Consider the following 25,898-nt stretch of genomic DNA (forward strand, 5'->3'; position numbering starts at 1 on the left):
TTGAGGCGAGATGCAGTAAAACAACGGGCGCATGGCGCGCCCGTCAGGATCAGTTGCCCAGACCGCGACCGGCGTCTTTGGCTTCGATCAGTTCGATTTTATAACCGTCCGGATCTTCAACGAAGGCGATCACGGTGGTGCCGCCCTTAACCGGACCCGCTTCACGGGTCACGTTGCCGCCATTGCTGCGGATTCGCTCGCAGGCTTCTGCCGCGTTATCCACTTCCAGGGCGATATGGCCGTAGGCTGTGCCCAGCTCGTAGCTATCCACACCCCAGTTATAGGTGAGTTCGATAACCGCTTCGTCGCTCTCCGGGCCGTAACCGACAAAGGCCAGGGAGTATTTGTATTCCGGGTTTTCGCTGGTGCGCAGCAGGGTCATGCCCAGCACGTTGGTGTAGAAATCGATGGAACGTTGCAGATCGCCAACGCGCAGCATGGTGTGAAGTAGGCGCATATTATCCTCTTAGCTTTTATCATCTTGAACAGAAACGATGTTTTAGTATAGCGGCGAAGTGTCGCCGCTATCAATGCGAGGGCTTATAAAGAGGGGTAATCGGTGTAACCTTCCGCGCCGCCGCCGTAGAAGCTCTCCGGACGCTGCGGGTTCAGCTCGGCTTTGCGCTGCAGACGAGCCACCAGGTCCGGGTTGGCGATATAGGCGCGGCCAAAGGCCACGGCATCGATCAGCCCTTTGTTAATCAGATCTTCGGCTTTCTCCGGTGTATAAGCCCCGGCACCGATGATCACGCCCGGGAAACGGTCGCGCACTTTCTGACGGAAGGCATCGGTGTATGGCTCGCCGCCGGCCCAGTCTGGCTCGGACATGTGCAGATAAGCGATGCCGCGTTTTGCCAGCTCTTCGATCAGATACAGCGCGTCGGCTTCTTCGTTCGCGCCGTTATCCACGTTCTGGAAAGAACCGATTGGCGAGACGCGAATACCAATGCGATCCGCGCTCCACTCTGCAGAAACCGCATCAATCACCTCAAGCACCAGACGGGCGCGATTCTCAACGCTGCCGCCATACTGGTCAGTACGCTGGTTAGAGGAAGGCGACAGGAACTGGTGCAGCAGATAGCCGTGGGCCCCGTGCAGTTCAACCAGATCGAAACCGGCTTCGCGAGCATTGGCGACGGCCTGGCGGAAATCGTTCACGATCCCCGGGATCTCGTCCAGCTCAAGCGCACGTGGCGTGGTGGTGTCAACGCGGATGGCGTTGCCATTCTCATCGCGCAGGGAGGTGCGGGTACCCGCATTGATCGCAGAAGCAGACACCGGCGCCTGACCGCCAGGCTGGATGCTGCTGTGGGAGATACGGCCAGTGTGCCACAGCTGAACCGCGATGCGGCCATCTTCAGCATGCACGCCGTCGGTAATTTTCTTCCACGCCGCGATCTGCTCCGGGCTATGCAGGCCAGGGGCGCCGGCATAACCTTTCGCCTGAGCAGAAATTTGCGTGGCTTCAGAGATGATCAGTCCTGCGCTCACGCGCTGGCGATAGTATTCGCCCATCAGCGGCGTCGGGATATCACCCGGCTCAATGCTGCGCAGGCGGGTGAGGGGCGCCATAAAGACACGGTTTGGTGCTTCGATCGCGCCCACCTTAAGCGGGGTAAACAATTTTTCAGCTGACATAAAGGCTCCTGAGTAGACCGGTCGTCTAGTAATTTGCGAAATAAAAACGCCTGTTAACTGCCAGGCGTAGCAATAATGGTTTTGACATGATCCAGGGCGCTTTCAAGCGGCAGCGCGCTGCGGGACATTTTGGCCTGCAGATTGGCCCCCAGCCACAGGGAGTAGAGCACCTGCGCCTGGGTGAGCGGTTCCCCGACGAAGGCCAGGGATTTCTCCTCGCGACCCTTCGCCAGCGCCTGCGCCAGCAGGGTGATGACACCCGTGGCCCCTTTATCCATTGCCGTGCGCATATCTTCCGAGAGATCGCACACTTCAGCAGAGAGTTTTACCGTCAGACAGCCGCTGATAATGCCCTGGGCGCAGAACTGGGCCAGCGTCTCCTGATAATAAGCCAGAACACGATCGCGATAATTGCCCTGACCGCTGGCGAAATGGCTGGCCAGACGCTGATGGTAATCCGCGTAATGCCGCTCCAGCAACGCCACGCCAAACGCCTCTTTTGAGCGGAAGTAGTGATAAAACGACCCCTTCGGCACATCGGCGGTTTTCAGCAGCTCGCTCAGACCCATCCCGGTGAACCCGCGGTGCATGCAAAGACGCTCGCCGGTCGCAAGGAGATGTTCGCGTGTATCGTGTTCAGTGTGCTTATTCATGTCGACAATGTAATAGACCAATCGGTCTATTGCAAGCCTTACGTTCGACGACAGGCGGTAAGCAGGTCCATTTGCGACTGATAAACGGAGGTGCGAATGTTCATCATCCCCAGCACCGTGGAGAAGAGATTATCCTGCGACACCGCCTCTTTCGCGGCGTGGTTACGCAGGCACTGCGCATCCACGCCAAAGTTCTTTTTATAGTCCTGCGAGAGCCAGAACATAAACGGAATGTGCGTCTGCTGCGAAGGTGCCAGCATGTACGGCGTACCGTGCAGGTAAAGACCGTTTTCCCCCAGCGATTCTCCGTGATCGGAGAGATAAACCAGCGCCGTGTTCATCGTCGCCTGACGCGCCTTCAGGGCGTCGATGGTTTTACTCACCACGCTGTCGGTATACAGGATGGTATTGTCGTAGGTGTTCATCAGCGCCTGGTGATCGCAGTCCTGGATCTGGTTAGTGTCACAGGTCGGCGTAAATTTGCGGTACTGCTCCGGATAGCGCTGATAATAGGCCGGGCCGTGGCTGCCCATCAGGTGGATCACCAGCACCGTATCCTGTTTGAGCCCATCAAGGGTCTCATTCAGACGATACAGATTAACGTCATCAATACAGGATTTATCCTTACAGAACTGATCCAGCTTCCACTGGGTCATGTCGGTATGCGGGATGCGATTACAGGCCCCTTTACAGCCGCCATCGTTATCCCGCCACAGCAGGTTTACCCCGGCGTGGGCCAGCACATCCAGCAACCCTTCCTGATGATGGGCCAGATCGGCATCATATTTTTTGCGCGGCATTCCTGAGAACATGCACGGCACGGAGACGGCAGTTTCCGTGCCGCAGGAGGAGGCCTGCGGGAAGTTGATCATCTCCTGCTTTTCCAGCTCAGGGTTAGTGTCGCGACCGTAACCGTTGAGGGAGTAGTTTTCAGCCCGGGACGCCTCGCCAATCACCAGCACCAGCACGGTTTTTTTCTGCTGCGCCAGCAGCACCGGGCCTTTACGCGCGTCTTCCCCGAGGTGGATGAGAGTCTGGTCGCCCGCAAACCAGCGCGCCTTGCTGTACTTGACGATGGCGCTGACGTAATTCGCTGGCGTCACCATTTTGACGATGCCCTTGTTATTGCGAAACAGCGAGGCGTAGTCCTTGTAAAAGAGCGCGGCCACCAGAAGGATCACCACCAGGCTGGCGAGGATGGCCGCCACGCGCATCAACAGCGTCTGCCACCACTTACCCGGACGAATACGAATCAGCGCCAGCACGGCGGCCGGCACCAGCCCGGCTATCGCCAGCCACAGCATCAGCTGCGGGGTGATGAGCGCCGTGGCCTCCTGAGAGTTGGTCTCGAAGACGTTAACCATCATATTCTGGTCAATCACCGCGCCGTAGGTAAACATGAACCAGGTCGCCGCCGCGCATCCCAGGGTGAGCAACACCAGCAGCGGTTTACGGATAAGTGGAATATTCAGAATGCTGAAGACAATGACCCAGCCGCAGAACAGCACCAGCGGCACGGTCAGGGCAAAGACAAAATCATGCAGCCGGACGGGGGCGATGACCTGCCAGCTACGGTGAATAAAGAGGGCGTTTAACAGGGTAAACAGGAGCGCGCAGCCCAGCGTGAATCGCGTGTCGTTACACTGTAACTTTTTTAACATCTGCATCATCGTCAACCAGCAAGAATAGTGATGAGGCGAGTATAGGGAGCGAAGATTAGTGAAACCTTAATGCCACAATTCTGTGGTTGACCTCTTGCGTAACCCCGGCTTAAGGTCTTCACTTTACTGAATCTTGGGTTTCGGGAGGTGCGTGTGGCTGAACAACTGGAGTTCTTTCCTGTCCAGAGCCCGTGCCGCGGTATTTGCCAGTCGGATGAGCGAGGGTTTTGTCGCGGCTGTATGCGCAGCCGGGAAGAGCGTTTTAACTGGCAATCAATGAGCGATGCCCAGAAACAGGAGATCCTGCGCCTGTGCCGTCAGCGTCTTTTGCGCAAATTGCGCGCAAACAAGCCCCCTGAAGCTGAAGAACCTCAGCAGCCCTCACTTTTTTAGCGTCACAAACGCGTATACTCTCCCCAGACTTTTTTTAAAGGAAATTGCTATGGTTCAGCGTATTACCCTTGCCCCGCAGGGCCCGGAGTTTTCTCGTTTTGTGATGGGCTACTGGCGTCTGATGGACTGGAACATGTCCGCCCAGGAGCTGGCCAGTTTTATTGAAGAGCATCTGGATCTGGGGATCACCACTGTCGATCACGCCGATATTTATGGCGGCTATCAGTGTGAAGCGGCCTTCGGCGAGGCGATGAAGATCTCTCCCGCGCTGCGTGAGCGTATGGAGATCGTCACCAAATGCGGTATCGCCACCACGGCGAAAGCGGAGCATGCCCTCGGCCACTACATCACCGACCGCGACCACATTATTCGTAGTGCAGAACAGTCCCTCACGAATCTGGCGACCGATCGCCTTGACCTGCTGCTGATCCACCGTCCCGATCCGCTGATGGACGCCGATGAGGTTGCCGAAGCCTTCCTCGCCCTGCACCAGAGCGGCAAGGTGCGCCATTTTGGTGTCTCTAACTTTACGCCAGCCCAGTTTGCCCTGCTGCAGTCGCGTCTGCCGTTCACCCTGGCGACTAACCAGGTTGAAATTTCGCCAGTTTATCAGCCGCTGCTGCTGGACGGTACCCTCGATCAGCTCCAGCAATTGCGTATTCGCCCGATGGCCTGGTCCTGCCTCGGCGGCGGTCGCCTGTTTAATGATGATGCCTTCCAGCCGCTGCGCGATGAGCTGGCGAAGGTGGCCCAGGAGCTGAATGCCGAAACCATCGAGCAGGTGGTCTATGCGTGGATTTTACGTCTGCCATCTCAGCCGCTGCCGATCATCGGTTCCGGCAAAATTGAGCGTGTACGTTCGGCGCTGGCAGCAGAGCAGCTGAACATGACCCGCCAGCAGTGGTTCCGCATCCGTAAAGCCGCGCTAGGCTACGACGTGCCGTAATTCTCTATTTGTCTGACTTTCCGGTTAAAACGTTGCCCCTGGTATAAACTTAAGGGGCAAAAAATAACCAAGGAGGTCATATGAAGCGATTTACTCTGGCAGCGTTGACGCTGGTGGTTTGTGCAGGTGCGCAGGCTGCCAGCGAAGAAGTAAAGATGAACCTCGTCACCTCTCAGGGGATCGGCCAGTCCATCGGGACAGTCACCATCACTGAAACCGATAAAGGCCTTGAGTTTTCTCCGGATCTTAAAGCCCTCCCTCCGGGCGAACACGGTTATCACGTCCACGCCAAAGGTTCCTGCGAACCGGCCATGAAAGATGGCAAACCGTCCGCCGCTGAGGCCGCGGGTGGACACCTCGATCCCCATAACACCGGCAAACATGAAGGGCCGGAGGGGATGGGCCACTTAGGCGATCTGCCAGCGCTGGTGGTCAACAATGACGGTAAAGCGACCGACCCGGTCGTTGCCCCGCGCCTCAAAAAGCTGGACGAGGTGAAAGGCAAAGCGCTGATGATCCATGTCGGCGGGGATAATATGTCGGATCACCCTAAACCTCTGGGCGGTGGCGGGGAGCGTTATGCCTGCGGGGTGATCTGATCGCTCAGGGTGCCCGGAGCGGGTGCCTGTTCCAGCTGGGATAGCGAGCAGTGCAGCCGCCAGATCAGGGCTGCAAGCTCCTGTCCGGCGGGCTGCGGATGATGCGACAGGGTGTCACAGATACGCTGAAGCTCATCCAGCGTGGCGGCCAGGGGACGCTGCTGTACGCCGCGTTCGCTCATAATGTCACGCAGCAGTGAGACGGCGACGTCGCGCACCCGTGCCAGCGGATCCGAGCGCGTCTCCCAGTCCCGTAACTGCCAGACCACATGGCTGCAGTTCAGCAGCACCACCCCCCAACGCAGCAGCCAGCGTCGCGCCAGCGCATCCTGACTGTTATTGAGCTGGTTCACATGGTGATAGACCAGCGATTCGTAGCCATTCTCGCTGAGCCGCGGCCTGCGGCTCAGCTGATCGACAAATCCGCGCCGCAATTCGCGAATGTGACGACGGCTCTTACGCGCATCCGAGCCGGGGCGCAGCACCGCAAAGGCCAGCCACGTCAGCCCCACGCCAAGAATTTTTGCCAGGTTGTCATTAAGGAAATCGGCAAAGTCATACACCGGTGGGTTGGTCACCGAAATAAACGAACCCATAAAGACAATAAGCTGCCCCCACAGACCGGCGAGGGCGGGCATCTGCTGCTTCAGCAGCTGCATGGTGGTCAGCAGCGGGAAGAGAAACAGCAGAAACAGCCAGAGGTCCGAGATCTGCACCATCAGGCCAAACTTGACCACAAAGCTGAAGAGCGAGAGCAGGATCAGGGTGCGCAGCAGCAGGGTGAGCGAGTTAAAGGGCGAGGCCGCCACCGAATAGAGCACGCTGCTGATCGCGGCTAGGGTCAGGGCCGCCCCCCCGGCTTCCCACTGGGCGGTAATGGTCCAGGCGCCCACCAGACTGAGAGCGCAGAAGGTGCGAAACCCGCTCCACAGCGCTTCCAGATTATCGGTATGCCGGGCCAGCGCCGGGCTGCGGGGAACGATAAACTCTGTTATTGGCGTCGCGGTTTCAACGGCTTTTATCCAGCGGCTGCTCTGTAGATAAAGCCGACAGAAATAGCGTAGCCGCTGCCAGAAAGCACGATGGCGGTAATCCGCGTCGTTGCCTGGTCTCAGCGGAGCAAGGATCCGCGCCACGGTATAAAAATCGGCGTCAGGCCGGGCAAGGGTGGCGAGCAGCTGGTCAATGACCTCCCGGGTGTGGGCGGGCGGATTGGGCCAGTTCAGCAGCATGCGGCGAAGACTGGAGATGGCGCTGGTCATCCGAAGCTGCTGGTGGAGGAGATAATTGAGCAGGGCATTCTGGCGGCGAAAACGGTAGTGGCTCCAGAAAGCCTGAATGCGCAGCAGGTTCATGGTCAGGATCTGGGCGATGACCTTTTCGTGGGCCAGGCGAATGGCATCGTTACTGTCGGGCTGCCACAGCAGGCTGGCGTGCTCAAGCAGCCGGGTGTGCATGGTTTTTAACGCGGTAATAAGGGCTTTGCCGTCGGAGGTGCTGGGCAGGATCATCATCATTACCCCGCCGCTAAGGATGCCAATAATGACCTCGCAGACGCGGGCCTGGGCGATATCCCACAGCTGGGTGGTGTCGAGAATATCAATGACCGGAAAGGCGATGATCGCCGCGGTGTATCCGGCCAGCTGGAAGGCATAGGCGACGTTATTGGTGAAATGGGCGCAGGCCCAGGTGCAGAGCGCCAGCCAGGCCGCCATGCTGAACAGAAATAGCCACGGATCGCTGAGCGTATGACCAGCAATAATCAGCGCTGCGGTGGCGCCGAGCAGGCTGCCCGCCACCCGGCCAAGGCTTTTACTGATCACCCCGCCAACGGTCGGGAAGCTGACCACCGCCGCCGAGGTCATCGCCCAGTAGGGTTCGTCGAGGTTAAGACAGTAGGCGACGGTGAGAGCCAGGCACATCGCAATCCCGTTGCGCAGGGCGTAGCGCCACTGCGCCGGAGTCGCCTTTATCCATGGCAGGTTGCGCCAGGAGAAAGCGGGCAGGTTCACCGGGCGGTTCCCACAGAGACGGTGCAGGTCGTGCCGGAGACCAGCGTCAGGTCAGACGGCAGCTTGTCAAAACTGATGCGCACCGGGATGCGCTGCGCCAGCCGCACCCAGGGAATATTGGGTTTCACGTCGGGCACCAGTCCTGAATCGGTCTCCACGCTCTGATCGTAGATAGCCCGGCCAATACTCGATACGTGACCCTGTAACTTTTGCGAACTGCTGTAGAGTACGATCTGCGCCGGTGCGCCTTCGCGGATATGCCGGAGCTTGGTCTCTTCAAAATAGCCCACCACGTAAAAGGAGTGGCTGTCGACCAGGGCGAACACCGGCTGGCCGGTGGTGGCGTAATCGCCCACCCGGGTAGAGAGATTGGTGACCCAGCCGTCCACCGGCGCTTTAACCACCGTCTGAGTCAATTGCCACTGCGCCTGTTTTAGCGTGGCTTCAGCCACCGCTACGTTGGCCTGCATCGCCTTGACGTTGATATTGGCGGTATCCAGATCTTCAGCAGAAATATAGTTTCGCGACAGATGGCGACGTCGGTTTGCTTCGTTGTTCGCTTTCGCCAGATCGGACTGGGCTTTAGCCAGCTGCGCCTCGGCGTTGAGCACCGCAATATGGAAAGGGGTTTCATCAATTCTGAAGAGCACCTCTCCCGCATGGACAAACTGGTTATCCTTAACGTGCAGGGTGGTGATGGTTCCTGAGACCTGGGGCGTCACGCTGACCTGTTCGGCGCGCACCTTTCCATCCCGGGTCCAGGGGGACTGCATATAATAATTCCATAGCCACCATCCGGCGATGATCGCCACGGCCAGAACCAGTAATGATGAAAAATATTTGATTGTTTTCATAAGCATAGTCACCACACAATGAGCAGAACCAGTCCCAGGCAAACTGCAAGGACGAACAGCGAAAGATCCATCAGCATGGGGTGCCAGATTTCACCGGAATAGATCCAGTCGCGCAGCAAGCGGTGGGTGACAAGCCAGAGAATAAAACCCAGCATCACCGCTTTGAACAGAGGGGGAAAGTAAACCGAGGCACCTACTATCAGATCCTGAAGCGGTAACCCCGAGGCGTTAAGCGTGAACGTCACGTGCCGGTTCCTTTGCAAATGGGGAGTGGCCAAAAAGCGCGGCCGCATAACGCGCTGAGGCGTCACAACAAAGTGTAAATCAGACTCTCATCAAGGATGTATGCAGTATTGCATTTGTTTTGGCAATATAAATGCTGCACACTATTCTAAAATCAGTATAATAACTTAGCAAGCTAATTATAAGGAGATGAAATTGGAATCGCCACTAGGTTCTGATCTGGCAAGGTTAGTACGCATCTGGCGTGCTCTGATTGACCATCGCCTGAAACCTCTGGAATTGACACAGACGCATTGGGTCACGCTGCATAATATCCATCAGCTGCCACCCGACCAGTCACAGATCCAACTGGCAAAAGCGATTGGCATCGAGCAGCCATCACTGGTACGTACGCTCGATCAACTGGAAGAGAAGGGACTGATCTCACGCCAGACCTGCGCCAGCGATCGTCGTGCCAAGCGGATTAAACTCACAGAGAAAGCCACCCCCATCATCACAGAGATGGAGGCGGTGATCAGCAAAACGCGCGGTGAGATCCTCTCCGGGATCACGCCCGCCGAACTGGAACTGCTGATCTCGCTGGTAGCGCGGCTAGAGCACAATATCAATGAGCTACAGTCCCGCGACTAACCTTTAAAAAAGCCTTGCGAACGCAAGGCTTTTTCTTTACTGGAACACGACCACCCGGTTACGCCCGCTCTCCTTCGCCTCGTACATCGCCTTATCTGCATGTTCGACGCACTCTTCAGCGCTGATTTTCCCTGTGGCGGTAAACACGCCCATACTGATGGTGATGGGCTCGGGGAGTTGTCCGTCGGAGCTAGCTTTATCGAAGCTGCTCAGTTTTAAGCGTATCCGCTCCGCAACCTGGCGCGCCGCTTCAGGGGGAGTATGGGTTAACAGCAGGACAAACTCTTCTCCTCCAATGCGCGCCGCAACGTCCTGTGGCCGGACGGAATCCTTCAGCAGCTGAGCGACAAACTGCAACACTTTATCCCCCTGCAGGTGCCCGTAGCAGTCGTTGATACGCTTAAAACGATCGAGATCGCTGACGATAACCGAGACCGGCTCCGTCGATTTTACCGTACGAAGGGCGTGGTTCAGGGCATCATAAAAATAGCTGCGGTTGTAGAGCCGTGTCAGCGGATCGCGAATGGAATTCTGGTAAGACTGTTGATACTTCAGATGCGATTCACGATAAAGATTAAATACGTCGTACAGCAGGACAAACATAATCAGCAGCGTGGCGACAGCCTCAAATAACCGTGCGCGATACCACGAGATATCTTCTGCCTGTCCGCCCAAAAACAACATGGCTAGCGTGGCGATATAACAGAGGCATAAGAAATTACCGCCAATCCAGAACAGATTGCGTACCCGCGTGGTACGCAGCAGCGCGGCTAATGCAATAACCCAGAGCGTGATGAGCGTAATGTTAATGGGCCGTTTCCACAGCAACAGATATTGCCGGGTTTCGTTGTCGACCAAATGTAATGATAATAACGCAACATTGCTGGAGTAGAGCCAGGCCAGTATCAATATCAGGGCCGTAAATATAAACATGCCTGTAATGACAGAAAGATGGAAAATCCGTGACAGCGGCCGGTTACGGATTGCATACAGCACAGCCGCAACGATAAACAGTACGCCCATCAGCAGATGACGGAACGTAAAGTAAATCATGGCGTCGTTATAGTTAATGACACTGTACCGATAGATATCCAGCCACGCCGGGAAGCTGGAGAGCGTGCCCACCATCAACAGAGCGGAGCCGATAAAGGCGAATGCAAAGCACATCAGATATAAACGCATTCTGTCGCACCAGTATTTCATTACCATAAAACAGGCAATAAACAGGTGAAATACCAACAAAAAAATGGTGAGCATGGGAAAAAGAAGCGGTGAAAATGATGCGGTCTTTTCAACCACTCCAAAAAAGAGAGAGTGTAAAATCCCGATGACAATAAAGCAGCCCAAAAAGAACTGCACATACTTGTTCTTAATATAATGATTTATCGCAAGCATATATTTTTTAAATAAAGAGGAAAAAGGTTATGCGAATGGTCTCATATGCACAGATGGAATACTTTGCGCAGGAACAAGCAGTATGAAAATTAAATATAAGCGACGTAAATGTATTTGGTGAATATATTTGTGAGGATGATACTTAATGGAATAGGGCGTGGTGAGATGACCACGCCCATAAGGTTATTAACGAGGGGAGACGGTGACCTGGCTGCCGTTGCTGGCCAGTACCACACGTTGACCAGCAGTAAACCGGGTGTTGCCCTGTTTCTGGACCACCATAATGGTGCTGCCGTCATCCTTGCGGATCTCTAACTCAACGCCCTGGGATTTGTTCATCGCACCCTGGACGCCCTGACCCGCAACACCACCGGCTACGGCACCTGCCGCGGTTGCCAGGGAGCGACCTGTGCCGCCACCCACGGTGTTACCGAGGAAGCCACCCAGTACCGCACCGCCAAGTGCGCCGATCACATTGTTCTCATCACCACCCTGAATCTGTACCGGGCGCGCGTTCACGATGGTGCCGTAAGTGACATTCTGAACCTGTTTCGCCTCAGAGGCACTGTAAACATCCCCGGAAAGGGAATTGTCATTAACACAGCCAGCCAGAGTGAATCCAACCAGCGAAACGGCCAGTACACGTAAAATCATTTGAATCTCCTGTTCACCAAAAACGCTCGTTGAGCATCCGTTATGGCTAAATTATATGGCATCGGGTGCCATAAATCCTATATTTGCTCAAACACAATCAGAATGGTACTCGATTCTCACTCAACCATAGCTATACAAGCGACGATGTCACCCTGCAGGCGATACGGATTATTCCTGGAATGACGCCCAGCAACAGCTATTGTTAAAAAGTATGAGTCCGCCGTAGCATTGATAATCGGTTTATGGTGGAGTGAGTTATCAGCCCAAACGGATTAAGGAAAACGGATGAAATCGGGTCGCTACATTGGCGTAATGTCAGGAACCAGTCTGGATGGTGTGGATGTTGTCCTGGCGGCAATAGACGAGAATATGGTTGCCCAGCAGGCAAGCCTTAGCTGGCCTATTCCCCAGGAGACGAAACAGGCGATCCTGAATATCTGTCAGGGCCAACAGCTGACGCTGTCGCAGCTGGGACAGCTTGATACGCAGCTCGGACGCCTGTTCGGCGATGCGGTGCTGGCGCTGATGAATCAGGAGAATCTGCGTCCGCAGGATGTGGTGGCGATCGGCTGTCACGGACAAACCGTCTGGCATGAGCCTGGCGGCGACGCGCCGCATACCTTGCAGATAGGCGATAACAACCAGATCGTCGCCAAAACCGGGGTGACGGTGGTGGGGGATTTCCGCCGCCGCGACATGGCCCTCGGCGGGCAGGGCGCCCCGCTGGTTCCCGCGTTCCACCACGCCCTGCTGGCCCATCCTACGGAGCGCCGCATGGTGCTCAATATCGGCGGCATCGCCAATCTTTCTTTATTGATCCCAGGCCAGCCGGTACGCGGGTTCGACACCGGGCCGGGAAATATGCTGATGGACGCCTGGATCTGGCGTCAGGCGGGTAAAGCCTACGATAAAGACGCCCAGTGGGCCTGCAGCGGTAAAGTCATTATCCCGCTGCTGCAAAGCATGCTCTGCGATCCCTATTTTGCCGCACCGGCGCCGAAAAGCACCGGACGCGAATACTTCAACTACGGCTGGCTTGAGCGTCAGCTGGCGAACTTCCCGGGCCTGGCGCCTGAGGATGTACAGGCCACGCTGGCAGAGCTTACTGCCGTTTCGGTGTCGGAACAGGTGCTGTTGAGCGGGGGCTGCGAGCGGCTGCTGGTGTGCGGCGGTGGCAGCCGTAACCCACTGGTGATGACCCGTCTCGCCGGTCTGTTGCCGGGCACGGAGGTGACCACCACCGACAAGGCTGGGATCAGCGGCGATGACATGGAGGCGCTGGCCTTTGCCTGGCTGGCGTGGCGCACGGTGGCAGGCCTGCCGGGGAACTTACCCTCGGTAACCGGGGCCCGCGAAGCGAGCGTGTTAGGTGCTGTTTTTCCAGCGAATCCGCGGCAAAATCAGAGTTAACCGAATTTCACTTAAGCCTGGTGTGGGTGAGAATAGCCGAAAAAACGGGAGGGCCTTCGCGCCCTCCGGGACCAGGAAAGTCTTCGGAATTTACCCATGAAAAAACTGCTTCTTGCTTTTACTCCCTTTCTGCTGGCGAGCTGTAGCGTTTACAACCAGTTCGTCGAGCGCATGCAAACCGACACGCTGGCCTATCAGTGCGACGAAAAGCCCCTTACCGTTAAGCTCAACAATCCCCGTCAGGAAGTCAGTTTCGTCTACGACAATAAGCTGCTGACGCTGAAACAGGGCATGTCCGCCTCCGGGACCCGTTACAGCGACGGGGTATATGTCTTCTGGTCGAAAGGCGACAGTGCAACGGTCTACAAGCGCGATCGCATTGTGCTGAACAATTGTCAGATCGAAAATCCGAAGCGTTGAGATTTTGCAGGGGGCGGCGCACAATAGCGTCACCCATTGTCAACGTCAGTTAACGCCATGACAGATAACGACGAATTGCAGAAAATTGCGCACCTTAGGCGCGAATACACCAAAGGCGGCCTGCGTCGCCAGGATCTCCCCGCCGAGCCGCTGGTGCTGTTTGAGCACTGGCTGAAACAGGCCTGTGAAGCACAACTGGCCGATCCCACCGCGATGGTGGTTGCCACCGTCGATGGAAATGGCCAACCCTACCAGCGTATCGTGCTGCTCAAGCATTACGACGACAAAGGGCTGGTGTTCTACACCAACCTCGGCAGCCGTAAAGCGCAGCATCTGGAAAATAACCCGCGTATCAGTTTGCTCTTCCCGTGGCATATGCTGGAGCGCCAGGTGATGGTCACCGGTTCCGTTGAGCGCCTCTCTACCCTTGAAGTGGTGAAGTATTTCCACAGCCGTCCGCGCGACAGTCAGATTGGCGCCTGGGTCTCTAAACAGTCAAGCCGCATCTCTGCCCGCGGCGTGCTGGAGAGCAAGTTCCTTGAGCTGAAACAGAAATTCCAGCAGGGCGAAGTGCCACTGCCAAGTTTCTGGGGCGGCTTCCGCGTCTCTGTTCAGCAGATGGAGTTCTGGCAGGGCGGTGAACATCGCCTGCACGACCGCTTTTTATACCAGCGCGATAACGGTGCCTGGAAAATCGATCGTCTCGCACCTTAATCCCCGAAATTTGTTCTCTTAAGCGCTGGCGCTACGTTGGTCAGCGCTTTATTCTATGTACCTTTCGCGTCTGGCGAAAAGTCGTGTACCGGCAAAGGTGCAGTCGTTTTATACATGGAGAATTTGATGGCAAGCAGTAACTTGATTAAACAATTGCAAGAGCGGGGGCTGGTAGCCCAGGTGACGGACGAGGAAGCGTTAGCAGAGCGACTGGCGCAAGGCCCGATCGCGCTCTATTGCGGCTTCGATCCTACCGCTGACAGCTTGCATTTGGGGCATCTGGTTCCTTTGTTATGCCTGAAACGCTTCCAGCTGGCTGGCCATAAGCCTGTGGCTCTGGTCGGTGGCGCAACGGGTCTGATTGGCGACCCAAGCTTCAAAGCCGCTGAGCGTAAACTGAATACGGCGGATACCGTAGAGGAGTGGGTCGCGAAAATCCGCAAACAGGTCGCCCCATTCCTCGACTTTGACTGTGGTGAAAACTCCGCGATCGCTGCGAACAACTACGACTGGTTTGGCAGCATGAACGTGCTGACCTTCCTGCGTGATATCGGCAAGCACTTCTCCGTTAACCAGATGATCAACAAAGAAGCGGTGAAGCAGCGTCTGAACCGTGACGATCAGGGCATCTCCTTTACCGAGTTCTCCTACAACCTGCTGCAGGGGTATGACTTTGCCTGTCTGAACGAGCTGCACGGCGTGTCGCTGCAGATTGGCGGCTCCGATCAGTGGGGTAACATTACCTCCGGTATCGATCTGACCCGTCGTCTGCATCAGAATCAGGTCTTCGGTCTGACCGTTCCGCTGATCACCAAAGCGGACGGCACCAAGTTCGGTAAAACTGAAGGCGGTGCGGTATGGCTCGATCCGAAGAAGACCAGCCCGTACAAGTTCTACCAGTTCTGGATCAACACCGCAGATGCTGACGTTTATCGCTTCCTGAAGTTCTTCACCTTTATGGACATTGAAGAGATCAACGCTCTTGAAGAAGAAGACAAGAACAGCGGTAAAGCGCCACGCGCCCAGTACGTGCTGGCCGATGAGGTCACGAAGCTGGTTCACGGCGAAGAGGGCTTAGCGGCGGCCAAGCGCATTACCGCCAGCCTGTTTAACGGCACCCTGAGCGATCTGAGCGAAGCAGACTTCGAACAGCTGGCGCAGGATGGCGTGCCGATGGTGGAGATGGACAAAGGTGCCGATCTGATGCAGGCCCTGGTCGACTCTGAGCTTCAGCCGTCCCGCGGCCAGGCGCGTAAAACTATCGCCTCCAACGCCATCACCATCAACGGTGAAAAACAGTCTGATGCAGAGTACGTCTTCGCTGACAGCGATCGCCTGTTTGGTCGTTATACCTTACTGCGTCGCGGTAAAAAGAATTACTGTCTGGTTTGCTGGAAATAATCATAAAAGCACAGGGGCGTGGGAAACCACGCCCCTTTATTTTTTCAGGGTTGTGGTAAGAAAATGAAGAATATCCTCGCCATCCAGTCCCACGTTGTTTTTGGGCATGCTGGCAACAGTGCCGCAGAATTTCCGATGCGCCGTCTCGGGGCCAATGTCTGGCCATTAAATACCGTTCAGTTTTCCAACCATACGCAATACGGTAAATGGACCGGTTGCGTGATGCTGCCCGCTCATCTCACAGAGATTGTTCAGGGCATCGCTGATATCGACAAACTCAAAACCTGTGATGCCGTGCTGAGCGGTTATCTGGGTTCAGCCGAGCAGGGCGAGCATATTCTCGGTATTGTTCGCCAGGTTAAGGCGGCGAACCCGGCGGCGAAATACTTCTGCGATCCGGTGATGGGCCATCCGGAGAAAGGCTGTATCGTGGCGCCTGGCGTGGCGGAGTTTCACGTGCGTCACGCTCTACCTGCCAGCGACATCATTGCCCCAAACCTCATTGAACTGGAGATCCTCTGTGAACATCCGGTAAACAGCGTGGAGGAGGCCGTTGCGGCGTCCCGGGAACTGATTGCGATGGGGCCGGAAATCGTGCTGGTCAAGCATCTGGCCCGCGCCGGAATCAGCCCGGATCGCTTTGAGATGCTGCTGGTGACCAAAGATGAAGCCTGGCACATCAGCCGTCCGCTGGTGGATTTTGGCAGTCGTCAGCCGGTGGGTGTGGGCGATGTGACCAGTGGTCTGCTGCTGGTGAAACTGCTGCAGGGGGCAACGGTGCGTGATGCGCTTGAGCACGTCACGGCGGCGGTGTATGAAATTATGATCGCCACCAAAGCCCTGCAGGAGTACGAGTTGCAGGTGGTGGCGGCCCAGGATCGTATCGCGAAGCCAGAACACGTTTTCAGCGCGACCCAACTGTAAACATGTGCCGGGTGGCGCTGCGCTTACCCGGCCTACAGTTTTTGTAGGCCCGGCAAGCAAAGCGCCGCCGGGCGAAAAGCGCTTACTTCAACCCTTCCGCTTCCAGTGCTGCCGCTACGGCAGGACGCTCCGCCATACGCGCCATATAGGCGTCAATATGGCTTAATCCTTCCATGTTCAGCTTCACGGCCCGTGCCCAGCGCAGGACGGTAAACAGATACGCATCGGCAATGGTAAAGCGCGGCCCACAGATCCACTGATCGTCTTTCAGCGACGCGTTCACATACTGCAGTTTCTTCTCCAGCAGGGCGCGAACGGTCGGCTTGTACTCTTCCGGGGTGTCCGGGCGGAACAGCGGGGTAAAACCTTTATGCAGTTCGGTGGCGATGTAGTTCATCCATTCAATGGTTTTATAGCGAGCGATAGTGCCGGCTGGCGCCAGCAGTTGGCGATCCGCGACGCTGTCCGCCAGGTACTGCATAATGGCAACACCCTCGGTGAGCAGGGTGCCATCTTCCAGCTGCAGGGCCGGAACCTGGCCTTTAGGGTTTACCGCGAAAAAATCATCGCCGTTTTCCAGACGCTTTTGCATCAGATCAACACCGTTGAGGGTGAAGTCTTTACCGCTCTCGCGCAGCGTAATATGGGAGGCAAGAGAGCAGGCGCCTGGTTTATAGAACAGTTTCATCGGTCACTCCTGTTTACGTAGGTTTACCCTATGTTAGTGCGCCCCATAATAAAAAAAAAGCCGCTAACGCACAGTTAGCGGCTTGTATTCAGTCGTTTCCCGATGACATTACACGGCGGCAGTGCTGCTCGCTTTAGCGGTAGTGTCGTCGTCCTGAGTCATGCGGTTCAGTTTTGGTGCAGTCAGCATCATCAGCACAGCAATAACCGCAGTGGCAATACCAATCTGCAGGAACACATCACCATAGACATGCAGAGACTGCAGCGGATCGGTCACATCAGAAGGCACAGCCATCAGGTTGGCAATCTTACCGGCGATGATGGCAGCACCCGCAGTGGTCAGGAACCAGCTACCCATGATGAAGCCCATCAGGCGCTGTGGCACCAGCTGCGCAACCATCGCCAGGCCCAGACCGGAGATCATCAGCTCACCGATAGACTGCAGCGCGTAGCTCAGGATCAGCCAGTTAACGGAGACGATACCCGCGTCGCTGGCGAATTCCGCGCCCAGCGGCAGTACCAGGAAGGCACCAGAGCACAGCACCATGCCCACCGCGAACTTGTGCGGCATTGGCAGACGGTCGCCCATCTTGTTGTAGATGGCAGCCAGGATCGGGCTACCTACCATGATCCAGAACGGGTTCAGGGCCTGGAACTGCTCAGGCTCGAACGCGATACCCAGGATAGAGTGCTCAACGTTACGGATCGCGAAGAAGTTCAGAGAGGTTGGCATCTGGCTGTACAGCACGAAGAAGACAATCGCTTCAACCATCAGAATGAAAGCAACCACCATCTTACGACGCGCTGCGCCCTGCATGGCAAAGGCTTCTTTCGCGAAGATGCAGACGATACCCAGCGCAACCACGCCCAGCACCGCACGGGCGATACCCTGGTTGTGCAGCAGCCAGGTGGCGATAGCAACCAGCACGACAACACCGACCAGCGTTGCCAGCAGTTTACCCATCTGTACTGGCGCAAAGTCAGGTTTTGAACCGTAGTCTTTCACCCAGCTGCGGCAGAACAGGAAGTTCACCACGGTGATCAGCATACCGACAAAGCTCAGGGCAAACGCCACGCTCCAGCCGAATTTTGCTGCCAGCCACGGGGTCGCCAGCATGGAGAAGAAGGAACCGATGTTGATGGACATGTAGTACATGGTGAATGCACCGTCCAGACGCGGGTCATCTTTCTTATAGCAGGTAGAAAGCAGGGCAGACGGGTTCGCCTTGAACAGGCCGTTACCCACCGCGATGGTCGCCATACCCAGGTAAACCACGCCAGCATCGTGACCAGACCAGGCTACCAGACCATAACCGATCGCCAGAACGATGGCGCCCAGCAGAATGACACGTTTGGTTCCCAGTACTTTATCGCCCAGCCAGCCACCAATTGCGACCAGACCGTAGACCAGAGCACTGAAAGAAGAGAACAGGGTGATGGAATCGGCTTCGGACATACCCAGTTGTTTCACCAGGTAAACCGCCATGATCCCTTGCAGACCGTAGTAACCAAAACGCTCCCACAGCTCAATAGAGAATATGAGATAGAACGATTTCGGTTGTTTGAAAGCGTTAAGACTTACGCTCTCTTCAGCTGGTTTATTGTTTGCAGTAGACACATATACCTCTTTTTTTACATCCCATATTAACGGGGGTGTTCATAGCGTGATGACCGTAGTCCATCCGCTTTATAGTTATAGTGGGAGGGGAAACGGCGGGTAATGTTCACTATCCTGACCCGTCTGGCAAGACGTTTGTAATAGTCTGTTACATTTAACTCCTGCCCTATAATGCGCCAGAAACCTAAATGTTATTTAGCGTTAAATTTTACCGTTTCGTTGAAACTGGTTTTTTTCACTGTCTTTCAGGAGAAAAAATCGCCATGTGGCGATATGTTCTGCTGTAAAAGGTGTTGGGCAGTGATATGGCCTATATTCTGAAAAATAACCGGACATATCTACGGGTGGGGAGGGGGTATTTCTTGATGCTGTAGGGCTTTAGTAGCCATTTTGACACATAAAATTAACAGTGTGTGAACAGGGTGATCGCGATCACATTTATATAGAAAATTTTGCTGACGAAAAAACAATTAACCTGTTTGATTGTTATATAGCCGCACAATGCACGAACCCTAAAGTTTAGCTCAGACAGAAAAACTGCAAAAGGTGAGCCTGGTAGATAGTCATGCTCGCTATAAGGATTTTGCGTTATGAAAAAACCGTCTGATGACGGTTTTAGTGGTCTGTTTTCTCTTTATATTCACAGAGATCTTCGATAATACAAGAGCCGCAGCGGGGTTTACGCGCAATGCAGGTATAGCGCCCGTGGAGGATCAACCAGTGATGGCAGTCGACCTTAAACTCCGCAGGAACCACTTTCAGCAGCTTATCTTCGACCTGCTCTACGTTTTTGCCGGGGGCGAAGTTCGTTCGGTTGCAGACGCGGAAGATATGGGTGTCCACGGCAATGGTCGGCCAACCAAAGGCGGTATTCAGCACCACGTTAGCGGTTTTACGGCCCACGCCGGGCAGCGCTTCCAGCGCCGCGCGATCTTCCGGTACCTCACCGCCGTGCAGCTCTATCAGCATCCGGCAGGTCTTGATCACGTTCTCGGCTTTGCTGTTAAACAGGCCGATGGTCTTGATGTACGACTTTACCCCCTCAACGCCAAGCTCCAGCATCGCCTGAGGCGTGTTGGCGACAGGGTAGAGCTTCGCGGTGGCTTTATTGACGCTCACGTCAGTAGCCTGCGCGGAGAGTAACACCGCGATCAGCAGTTCAAACGGCGAGGTAAAATTCAGCTCAGTGGTCGGGTGCGGGTTATTCTCCCGCAGGCGCTGTAAAATGGTTAAACGTTTCTCTTTGTTCATGAGGCCTTCTCAGGGATCCCTTCCTCTACGCTGCGCTTGGCAGCGCGGCGTTTACGTTTCTCATCAATGAGGTATTTCACCGCCAGCATCATCCCCAGGCCAATAAACGCGCCAGGGGGCAGCATCGCCAGCAGGAACGGCGTATCGGTGTGGAACACTTCAATACGCAGGACTTTGGCCCAACTGCCCAGCAGCGCATCTGCGCCATCGAACAGGGTACCGTTGCCAAGGATTTCACGCATGGCGCCCAGCACAAACATCGCCCCGGTTGCCCCCATACCGATGGCAAAGCCATCAAAAGCTGAAATCAGCGGATCGTTTTTCACCGCAAAGGCTTCGGCGCGGCCCACCACGATACAGTTGGTCACAATCAGCGGGATAAAAATCCCCAGCGACTGATAGAGGCCAAAGGCGTAGGCATTGATCAGCATCTGCACGACGCTCACCACCGAGGCGATAATCATCACGTAGATTGGAATACGAATCTCCGACGGCGTCCAGCGGCGCAGGGCAGAGATCGACAGGTTGGTCAGGGTCAGTACCAGGGTGGTGGCAAGGCCAAGGCCCAACGCGTTGGTAACGGTGGAGGTGACGGCCAGCAGCGGACACATCCCCAGCAGCTGTACCAGCGCGGAGTTGTTTTTCCACAGCCCCTGAACAAAAACCTCTTTTACCTGGCTCATGAACGCTCCTCACAGGCGGGCAGATTGTTAAGTTGTGCAGGCAGCGATTGCGCGTAAACCCCCGCACGTTTAACGGCGTTCACTACCGCTCGTGGGGTGATGGTCGCACCGGTAAACTGATCGATATCACCGCCATCTTTTTTCACCGCGAACGCCGGATCGTCAATACCGTGGATCACTTTACCCGCGAATTGCAAAATCCAGTCGCTTAAGCGGGTTTCGATCTTATCTCCAAGCCCTGGCGTTTCGTGATGCTCGGTCACGCGCGTACCCAGCACGGTGCCGGAAAAATCGGTGCCCACCAGCAGCCTGATAGCGCCGGAGTATCCATCCGGCGCGGTGGCTTCCATCACCACGCCGGCCGGCGTATCGCCTTTACGGGCGATAAAAATACGGTGGGTGCCTTTGCCAAGCGCTGGCGTTTGGACAAGATAACAGCTCTTCTGCAGATCGTTATCGTAGATATCTGCCGGGATCACCTGATCAAACAGCGCTTTTTGCTGACGGGCCGCCTGTTCATCAATGGTGGATTTGGTTAAGCCGTTGACCAGCGCGGTCATGCCGGTGAGCACGGCGGCAAAGAGCGCCAGCGTCACGCCGTGTTTTTGCATCGTTTTTAGCATGGCGAGATCCTTAGCGATGGCCGTACACACGCGGACGCGTGTAGTAGTCGATGAGTGGAACGGTGATGTTCGCCAGCAGCACGGCAAAGGCCACGCCGTCCGGGTAACCGCCAAAGCTGCGGATCAGCCACACCAGCAGACCCGCCAGCGCGCCAAAAATCAGGCGCCCACGGTTGGTGGTGGAGGCCGTTACCGGGTCGGTAAGAATAAAGAAGGCGCCCAGCATGGTCGCGCCGGAGAGCAGATGGATCTGCGGCGACGCCAGCGACTCCGGTGAGAAGAACCAGCCCAGGCCGGAACAGACCGCCAGCGTTACCAGGAAGCTCACCGGGATATGCCAGCGGATCGCTTTCTGCCACAGCAGGAACAGGCCACCGGCCAGATACGCCAGGTTAACCCACTGCCAGCCCGCGCCTGCCAGCACGCCGCTGTATATCGGATATTGCAGGATCTGCTCCACGCTATGACCGGCGTGCAGGGACGTTTTAAAGGTATCAAGCGGGGTCGCCTGGCTAATACCGTCGACACCCATCCGCAAGGTGTTCATATCCGCGCCGTTGGCGGTATGGCCGGAGAAGATCACCTGCACGGCATCCATAAAGCCTGGCACCGTCGCGGCAATCTCATGCGGCGGCAGCCAGCTGGTCATCTGCACCGGGAAGGAGATCAGCAGCACCACATAGCCAATCATCGCCGGGTTAAACGGGTTATGCCCGAGGCCGCCATACAGCTGCTTGGCGATGATCACCGCGAACACGGTACCGAGCACCACCATCCACCACGGAGCGAACGGCGGAATACTGATGGCCAGCAGCAGGCCGGTGAGCAGGGCGGAATTGTCCGCCAGGATTTTGCCCACCGCGATTTTTCGCAGTTTAAGTACCAGTGCTTCGGCTGCCAGTGCGCTCACACAGCCAAGGATAATCTGCAGCAACGTACCCCAGCCGAAGAACCAGAGCTGTACGGCAATGCCCGGCAGCGCGGCCAGGCAGACCAGCATCATAATGCGCGATGTCTGGCGCTGGTTATGGGTATAAGGGGAGCTTGCGATTCTGAAAACCATTTAATCCTCGTTAACTGCCTGCTGTGCGGCTCTCTTCGCCTGTACCCGCGCGATGGCGGCAGCCACTGCCGCTTTGCGTGGATCGTCATTGGCTGCCGGCTCTTCTTCCTGTTGCGCCGCCTTGCGCGCTTTTGCTCTGGCAATGGCGGCTTCGACTGCCGCTTTACGCGGGTCGACGGGGGTGGGTTCTTCCTGTTTTGCTTCCGGTGGCACGGCTTTACGGGCTTTGGCCCGGGCAATCGCCGCTTCGACGGCCGCTTTACGCGGGTCGACCGGAGCCTGTTCAACCTGAATATCATCCTGCTGCGCCGCTTTGCGGGCTTTCGCGCGGGCGATGGCCGCTTCGACCGCGGCTTTACGCGGATCGACTGGCGCTGGCTCGCTCTGGTTCTCTTCCGGTGGCGCCGCTTTGCGGGCTTTTGCGCGGGCAATGGCCGCTTCGACCGCGGCTTTACGCGGATCCACCGGAGCAGGCTCGGCCTGAGTCTCTTGCGGTGGCGCGGCTTTGCGGGCTTTTGCGCGGGCAATCGCCGCTTCGACCGCCGCTTTACGCGGATCGGTTTCTGTTGATGCGGCAGCAGCCTGCGCTTTTTCCGCCTGACGGGCGCGGGCCTCTGCTTTGCGCGCTTCGCGGGCGGCAATCATCTCGCTGTTATCCGGGCGCTGACCCGCCGGGATCACCACATCTTCTGTCGCGGTGGCTTTCTTCTCACGCACACGCGCCAGGGCAGCATTAATGGCATCCTGGTCTTTCGCCGCAGGCTGAACTGCCGCTTTCTTATGGCGCTCTTCGCGGGCGGCTTTCTCGCGCTCAAGGCGCTGCTGGCGCGCTTCAAACCGTGCTTTGGCTTCGGCAGCGCGTTTCTCTTCCTGGGCGATCGCGTAAATTTCGGCTTTCTCGACACGGAAATACTGCACCAGCGGAATATTGCTTGGGCAGACCCAGGCGCAGGCGCCACACTCAATGCAGTCGGCCAGGTTGTGGGATTTCGCCTTATCGTGGATCTGCCCTTTGCTGTACCAGTAGAGCTGCTGAGGCAGCAGATCCGCCGGGCAGGCATCGGCACAGGCGCTGCAGCGAATGCAGCCTTTCTCTTCCTGCTCTTCGCCCATCTCGCTGACGGATGGGGCCAGCAGGCAGTTGGTGATTTTTACCACCGGGACATCCAGCCACGGCAGGGTAAAGCCCATCAGCGGCCCGCCCATAATTACCATTTGCTCGGCGCTCGGGCAGAACCCGGCCTGATCCAGCAGATGACGAACCGGCGTGCCCAGACGCGCCCAGACGTTGCCGGGACGGCTAACCGATTCCCCGGTAAGGGTAACGACGCGCTCGGTAAGCGGCTCGCCGTCAACAACCGCACGTTTAACGGCATAGGCGGTACCGACGTTCTGCATCAGGACGCCAATGTCAGACGAGCGACCGCCGTGCGGGACCTGCTTGCCGGTTAAAATCTGGGTCAGCTGCTTGGCGCCACCGGAGGGATACTTGGTGGGGATAACGCGCAGGCTGATATCATGGCTGCCCGCCAGTACCGCACGCAGCATGGAGATGGCCTGCGGTTTGTTATCTTCAATGCCGATCAGCACTTCCTGCGGCTGCAGAATGTGCGCGAGGATGCGAATGCCCTCGACGATCTGCGCGGCACAGTCCTGCATCAGTCGATCGTCCGCGGTGATATACGGCTCGCACTCGGCGGCGTTGATAATCAGGGTTTTGATCTTGTCGCCGCCGCCCTGCAGTTTGTTGCCGGTCGGGAAGCCCGCGCCGCCCAGACCGGCGACGCCAGACTGGTGAATGCGTTCAATCAGCGCCTCGCGGCTGTGGCTGCGGTAGTCGCTCCAGCCGTCGCGCTCAATCCAGCGATCTTCGCCATCGGCGTCGATGATGACGCACAGCTCAGAGAGGGCGGAAGGGTGGGCAACGGTATGAGGAGCAATCGCCACCACGGTGCCGGAGGTCGGGGCATGCACAGGCAGCATACGTCCGCGTCCAAAGGTCAGCGGCTGGCCGCGTAACACGCTGTCGCCAGGTTTAACGCACAGCTCACCCTCAGCACCGATGTGCTGTTTAAGGGGGATAACAAAACGATTGGCCAGCGGGATCTGGCGCAGCGGCGTGCCGCTGGACTGGGTTTTCATCTCTGGCGGATGAATACCGCCATCGAAATCCCAGATCTTCTCTTTTCTGAAGGCAGAAAATAACTTAAGCATGTTGTTCCACAGGAATAATGCGCACCGGAATGGTCTGAAGATCCCATTTCCAGCTATCGGTCGTGGTGGCTACCGGGCGTAACTCAATGCACTGGGTCGGGCAGGGGGCGACACAGAGGTTACAGCCGGTACACAGGTCTTCCATCACGGTATGCATGGCGCGCGTGGCGCCCACAATGGCATCTACCGGGCAGGCCTGAATACATTTGGTGCAGCCGATACAGTTGGGCTCATCGATCACCGCCAGCATGCGCACCGGCTCCTGTGCGCTTTCATCACCATCGACCGGCTGAGGGTCGACGTTCAGCAGTCCGGCAATCTTCAGCATCACCGCTTCGCCGCCAGGCGCACAGCGGTTAATTTTTTCGCCGCCGTTGCCCACCGCCTCTGCGTAAGGGCGACAGCCAGGGTAGCCGCACTGCCCGCACTGGCTTTGCGGCAGCAGCTCATCAATTTTTTCGACAATCGGGTCATCCTCCACCGCAAAGCGGCGCGAGGCGTAACCGAGAATGATGCCAAACAGCAGCCCCAGAACACTGAGGGCAGCGATGGCAATCCAAATTGCATTCATTACAACTTCACCAGACCACTAAAGCCCATAAAGGCCAGAGACATAAGACCGGCGGTAACCAGCGCGATGGCGTTACCGCGAAACGGTGCTGGAATATCCGCCGCGACCAGGCGTTCGCGGATCGCCGCAAACAGCACCATCACCAGCGAGAAGCCGACCGCGGCGGAAAAGCCGTACAGTGCCGACTGCAGGAAATTGTGCCCAAGGTTGATGTTGAGCAGCGCCACGCCGAGCACCGCACAGTTGGTGGTGATCAGCGGCAGGAAGATGCCGAGCAGGCGGTATAACGCCGGGCTGGTTTTACGCACCACCATTTCGGTGAACTGCACCACCACAGCGATAACAAGAATAAAGGCCAGCGTGCGCAGATAGGTCAGGCCGAGGGGGATTAAAATCCAGGTATCCACCCACCAGGCGCAGATCGAGGCGAGGGTCAACACGAAGGTGGTGGCCAGCCCCATCCCCATTGCCGTTTCGAGCTTTTTGGAGACGCCCATAAATGGGCACAGGCCAAGGAACTTCACGAGAACGAAGTTGTTTACCAGCACCGTGCCGACAAAGAGCAGTAAGTAATCGGTCATTATTCAGCCTGACATAAAAAAGCCGCCTATTATCGGATAAACCGGCGCAGGCGACAACAG

At 56.6% G+C, this 25,898-nt stretch carries 27 protein-coding genes; 9 read left to right on the plus strand and 18 right to left on the minus strand.

Annotated features, from left to right (window positions below):
• Positions 1-49: 49 nt before the first annotated feature.
• The 4 genes from gloA to eptA all read right to left on the minus strand — a co-directional run bounded on the left by gloA (position 50) and on the right by eptA (position 3,958).
• Positions 50-457 carry a lactoylglutathione lyase gene (gene gloA / locus GNG26_RS09625; protein WP_103823907.1) on the minus strand — a complete coding sequence of 136 codons (408 nt, stop codon included), beginning with the start codon at positions 455-457 and terminating at the stop codon, positions 50-52.
• Between the two features lie 83 nt (positions 458-540).
• Positions 541-1,638 (minus strand): alkene reductase, encoded by a 1,098-nt coding sequence (locus GNG26_RS09630; protein ID WP_156238520.1) that lies wholly within the window; start codon positions 1,636-1,638, stop codon positions 541-543.
• 53 nt (positions 1,639-1,691) lie between these two features.
• Complete coding sequence (locus GNG26_RS09635; protein WP_103179364.1) at positions 1,692-2,291, minus strand: TetR/AcrR family transcriptional regulator; 600 nt, start codon at positions 2,289-2,291, stop codon at positions 1,692-1,694.
• 38 nt (positions 2,292-2,329) lie between these two features.
• On the minus strand, positions 2,330-3,958 hold the full coding sequence (gene eptA, locus GNG26_RS09640; protein WP_156240160.1) for a phosphoethanolamine transferase EptA: 1,629 nt from the start codon (positions 3,956-3,958) through the stop codon (positions 2,330-2,332).
• Positions 3,959-4,105: 147 nt separating this feature from the next.
• Here eptA and GNG26_RS09645 point away from each other — a divergent pair, with 147 nt between their 5' ends.
• From GNG26_RS09645 to sodC, 3 genes are all read left to right on the plus strand, one after another.
• Entirely contained in the window at positions 4,106-4,345 is a 240-nt protein-coding gene (locus GNG26_RS09645; RefSeq protein ID WP_103179366.1) for a DUF1289 domain-containing protein, read from the plus strand.
• 49 nt (positions 4,346-4,394) lie between these two features.
• On the plus strand, positions 4,395-5,291 hold the full coding sequence (locus tag GNG26_RS09650) for an aldo/keto reductase family oxidoreductase (RefSeq protein WP_156238521.1): 897 nt from the start codon (positions 4,395-4,397) through the stop codon (positions 5,289-5,291).
• Between the two features lie 80 nt (positions 5,292-5,371).
• Positions 5,372-5,890 carry a superoxide dismutase [Cu-Zn] SodC gene (gene sodC, locus GNG26_RS09655; protein ID WP_103179368.1) on the plus strand — a complete coding sequence of 173 codons (519 nt, stop codon included), beginning with the start codon at positions 5,372-5,374 and terminating at the stop codon, positions 5,888-5,890.
• On the opposite strand, the gene GNG26_RS09660 is transcribed toward sodC, so the two are convergent.
• The 3 genes from GNG26_RS09660 to GNG26_RS09670 are packed head-to-tail and all read right to left on the minus strand — an operon-like array spanning position 5,869 to position 9,001.
• Positions 5,869-7,902, minus strand: a complete 2,034-nt coding sequence (locus tag GNG26_RS09660; protein WP_156238522.1) for an FUSC family protein — start codon at positions 7,900-7,902, stop codon at positions 5,869-5,871. The two genes, sodC and GNG26_RS09660, sit on opposite strands and share 22 nt — an antisense overlap.
• Positions 7,899-8,762, minus strand: a complete 864-nt coding sequence (locus GNG26_RS09665; RefSeq protein ID WP_156238523.1) for an HlyD family secretion protein — start codon at positions 8,760-8,762, stop codon at positions 7,899-7,901. Before GNG26_RS09665 ends, GNG26_RS09660 begins: the two co-directional genes overlap by 4 nt.
• 2 nt (positions 8,763-8,764) lie before the next feature.
• Positions 8,765-9,001 (minus strand): DUF1656 domain-containing protein, encoded by a 237-nt coding sequence (locus GNG26_RS09670; RefSeq protein WP_103823914.1) that lies wholly within the window; start codon positions 8,999-9,001, stop codon positions 8,765-8,767.
• Positions 9,002-9,188: 187 nt separating this feature from the next.
• Between GNG26_RS09670 and slyA the strand changes: the two genes are divergently transcribed.
• Complete coding sequence (gene slyA / locus GNG26_RS09675) at positions 9,189-9,629, plus strand: transcriptional regulator SlyA (RefSeq protein WP_103179372.1); 441 nt, start codon at positions 9,189-9,191, stop codon at positions 9,627-9,629.
• Between the two features lie 36 nt (positions 9,630-9,665).
• On the opposite strand, the gene GNG26_RS09680 is transcribed toward slyA, so the two are convergent.
• Complete coding sequence (locus GNG26_RS09680) at positions 9,666-11,024, minus strand: GGDEF domain-containing protein (protein WP_114388426.1); 1,359 nt, start codon at positions 11,022-11,024, stop codon at positions 9,666-9,668.
• 186 nt (positions 11,025-11,210) lie between these two features.
• Entirely contained in the window at positions 11,211-11,678 is a 468-nt protein-coding gene (slyB, locus tag GNG26_RS09685; protein ID WP_156238524.1) for an outer membrane lipoprotein SlyB, read from the minus strand.
• Between the two features lie 285 nt (positions 11,679-11,963).
• Between slyB and anmK the strand changes: the two genes are divergently transcribed.
• From anmK to pdxY, 5 genes are all read left to right on the plus strand, one after another.
• Positions 11,964-13,088, plus strand: a complete 1,125-nt coding sequence (gene anmK, locus GNG26_RS09690; protein WP_103824564.1) for an anhydro-N-acetylmuramic acid kinase — start codon at positions 11,964-11,966, stop codon at positions 13,086-13,088.
• Between the two features lie 96 nt (positions 13,089-13,184).
• A complete protein-coding gene (gene mliC, locus GNG26_RS09695) occupies positions 13,185-13,508 on the plus strand; it encodes a C-type lysozyme inhibitor (protein WP_103824563.1) in 324 nt (107 codons plus the stop codon).
• A gap of 57 nt (positions 13,509-13,565) precedes the next feature.
• Complete coding sequence (pdxH, locus tag GNG26_RS09700) at positions 13,566-14,222, plus strand: pyridoxamine 5'-phosphate oxidase (protein ID WP_156238525.1); 657 nt, start codon at positions 13,566-13,568, stop codon at positions 14,220-14,222.
• 126 nt (positions 14,223-14,348) lie between these two features.
• Positions 14,349-15,623: a tyrosine--tRNA ligase gene (gene tyrS, locus GNG26_RS09705; RefSeq protein ID WP_156238526.1), complete on the plus strand. Its 1,275-nt coding sequence runs from the start codon at positions 14,349-14,351 to the stop codon at positions 15,621-15,623.
• Positions 15,624-15,686: 63 nt separating this feature from the next.
• Positions 15,687-16,547 (plus strand): pyridoxal kinase PdxY, encoded by an 861-nt coding sequence (pdxY, locus tag GNG26_RS09710; protein WP_156238527.1) that lies wholly within the window; start codon positions 15,687-15,689, stop codon positions 16,545-16,547.
• Positions 16,548-16,629: 82 nt separating this feature from the next.
• Here pdxY and gstA read toward each other — a convergent pair whose 3' ends face one another.
• From gstA to rsxA, 9 genes are all read right to left on the minus strand, one after another.
• Positions 16,630-17,235 carry a glutathione transferase GstA gene (gstA, locus tag GNG26_RS09715; RefSeq protein WP_103824559.1) on the minus strand — a complete coding sequence of 202 codons (606 nt, stop codon included), beginning with the start codon at positions 17,233-17,235 and terminating at the stop codon, positions 16,630-16,632.
• A 108-nt stretch (positions 17,236-17,343) separates the two neighbouring features.
• Positions 17,344-18,852: a dipeptide/tripeptide permease DtpA gene (gene dtpA / locus GNG26_RS09720; RefSeq protein ID WP_103824578.1), complete on the minus strand. Its 1,509-nt coding sequence runs from the start codon at positions 18,850-18,852 to the stop codon at positions 17,344-17,346.
• A 615-nt stretch (positions 18,853-19,467) separates the two neighbouring features.
• Positions 19,468-20,103 (minus strand): endonuclease III, encoded by a 636-nt coding sequence (gene nth, locus GNG26_RS09725; RefSeq protein ID WP_103824558.1) that lies wholly within the window; start codon positions 20,101-20,103, stop codon positions 19,468-19,470.
• Positions 20,100-20,786: an electron transport complex subunit E gene (locus GNG26_RS09730; RefSeq protein ID WP_156238528.1), complete on the minus strand. Its 687-nt coding sequence runs from the start codon at positions 20,784-20,786 to the stop codon at positions 20,100-20,102. Before GNG26_RS09730 ends, nth begins: the two co-directional genes overlap by 4 nt.
• Complete coding sequence (gene rsxG, locus GNG26_RS09735) at positions 20,783-21,409, minus strand: electron transport complex subunit RsxG (RefSeq protein WP_156238529.1); 627 nt, start codon at positions 21,407-21,409, stop codon at positions 20,783-20,785. Before rsxG ends, GNG26_RS09730 begins: the two co-directional genes overlap by 4 nt.
• Positions 21,410-21,419: 10 nt before the next feature.
• Positions 21,420-22,472: an electron transport complex subunit RsxD gene (rsxD, locus tag GNG26_RS09740; protein WP_156238530.1), complete on the minus strand. Its 1,053-nt coding sequence runs from the start codon at positions 22,470-22,472 to the stop codon at positions 21,420-21,422.
• Positions 22,473-24,686, minus strand: a complete 2,214-nt coding sequence (gene rsxC, locus GNG26_RS09745; protein WP_156238531.1) for an electron transport complex subunit RsxC — start codon at positions 24,684-24,686, stop codon at positions 22,473-22,475. It lies immediately after the preceding gene.
• Positions 24,679-25,257, minus strand: a complete 579-nt coding sequence (gene rsxB / locus GNG26_RS09750) for an electron transport complex subunit RsxB (RefSeq protein WP_114315166.1) — start codon at positions 25,255-25,257, stop codon at positions 24,679-24,681. Before rsxB ends, rsxC begins: the two co-directional genes overlap by 8 nt.
• Positions 25,257-25,838, minus strand: a complete 582-nt coding sequence (gene rsxA / locus GNG26_RS09755; protein WP_039029166.1) for an electron transport complex subunit RsxA — start codon at positions 25,836-25,838, stop codon at positions 25,257-25,259. The genes rsxB and rsxA overlap by 1 nt, the downstream gene beginning before the upstream one ends.
• Positions 25,839-25,898: the final 60 nt, after the last annotated feature.

Source organism: Leclercia sp. J807 (assembly GCF_009734465.1).
Classification (GTDB): domain Bacteria; phylum Pseudomonadota; class Gammaproteobacteria; order Enterobacterales; family Enterobacteriaceae; genus Enterobacter.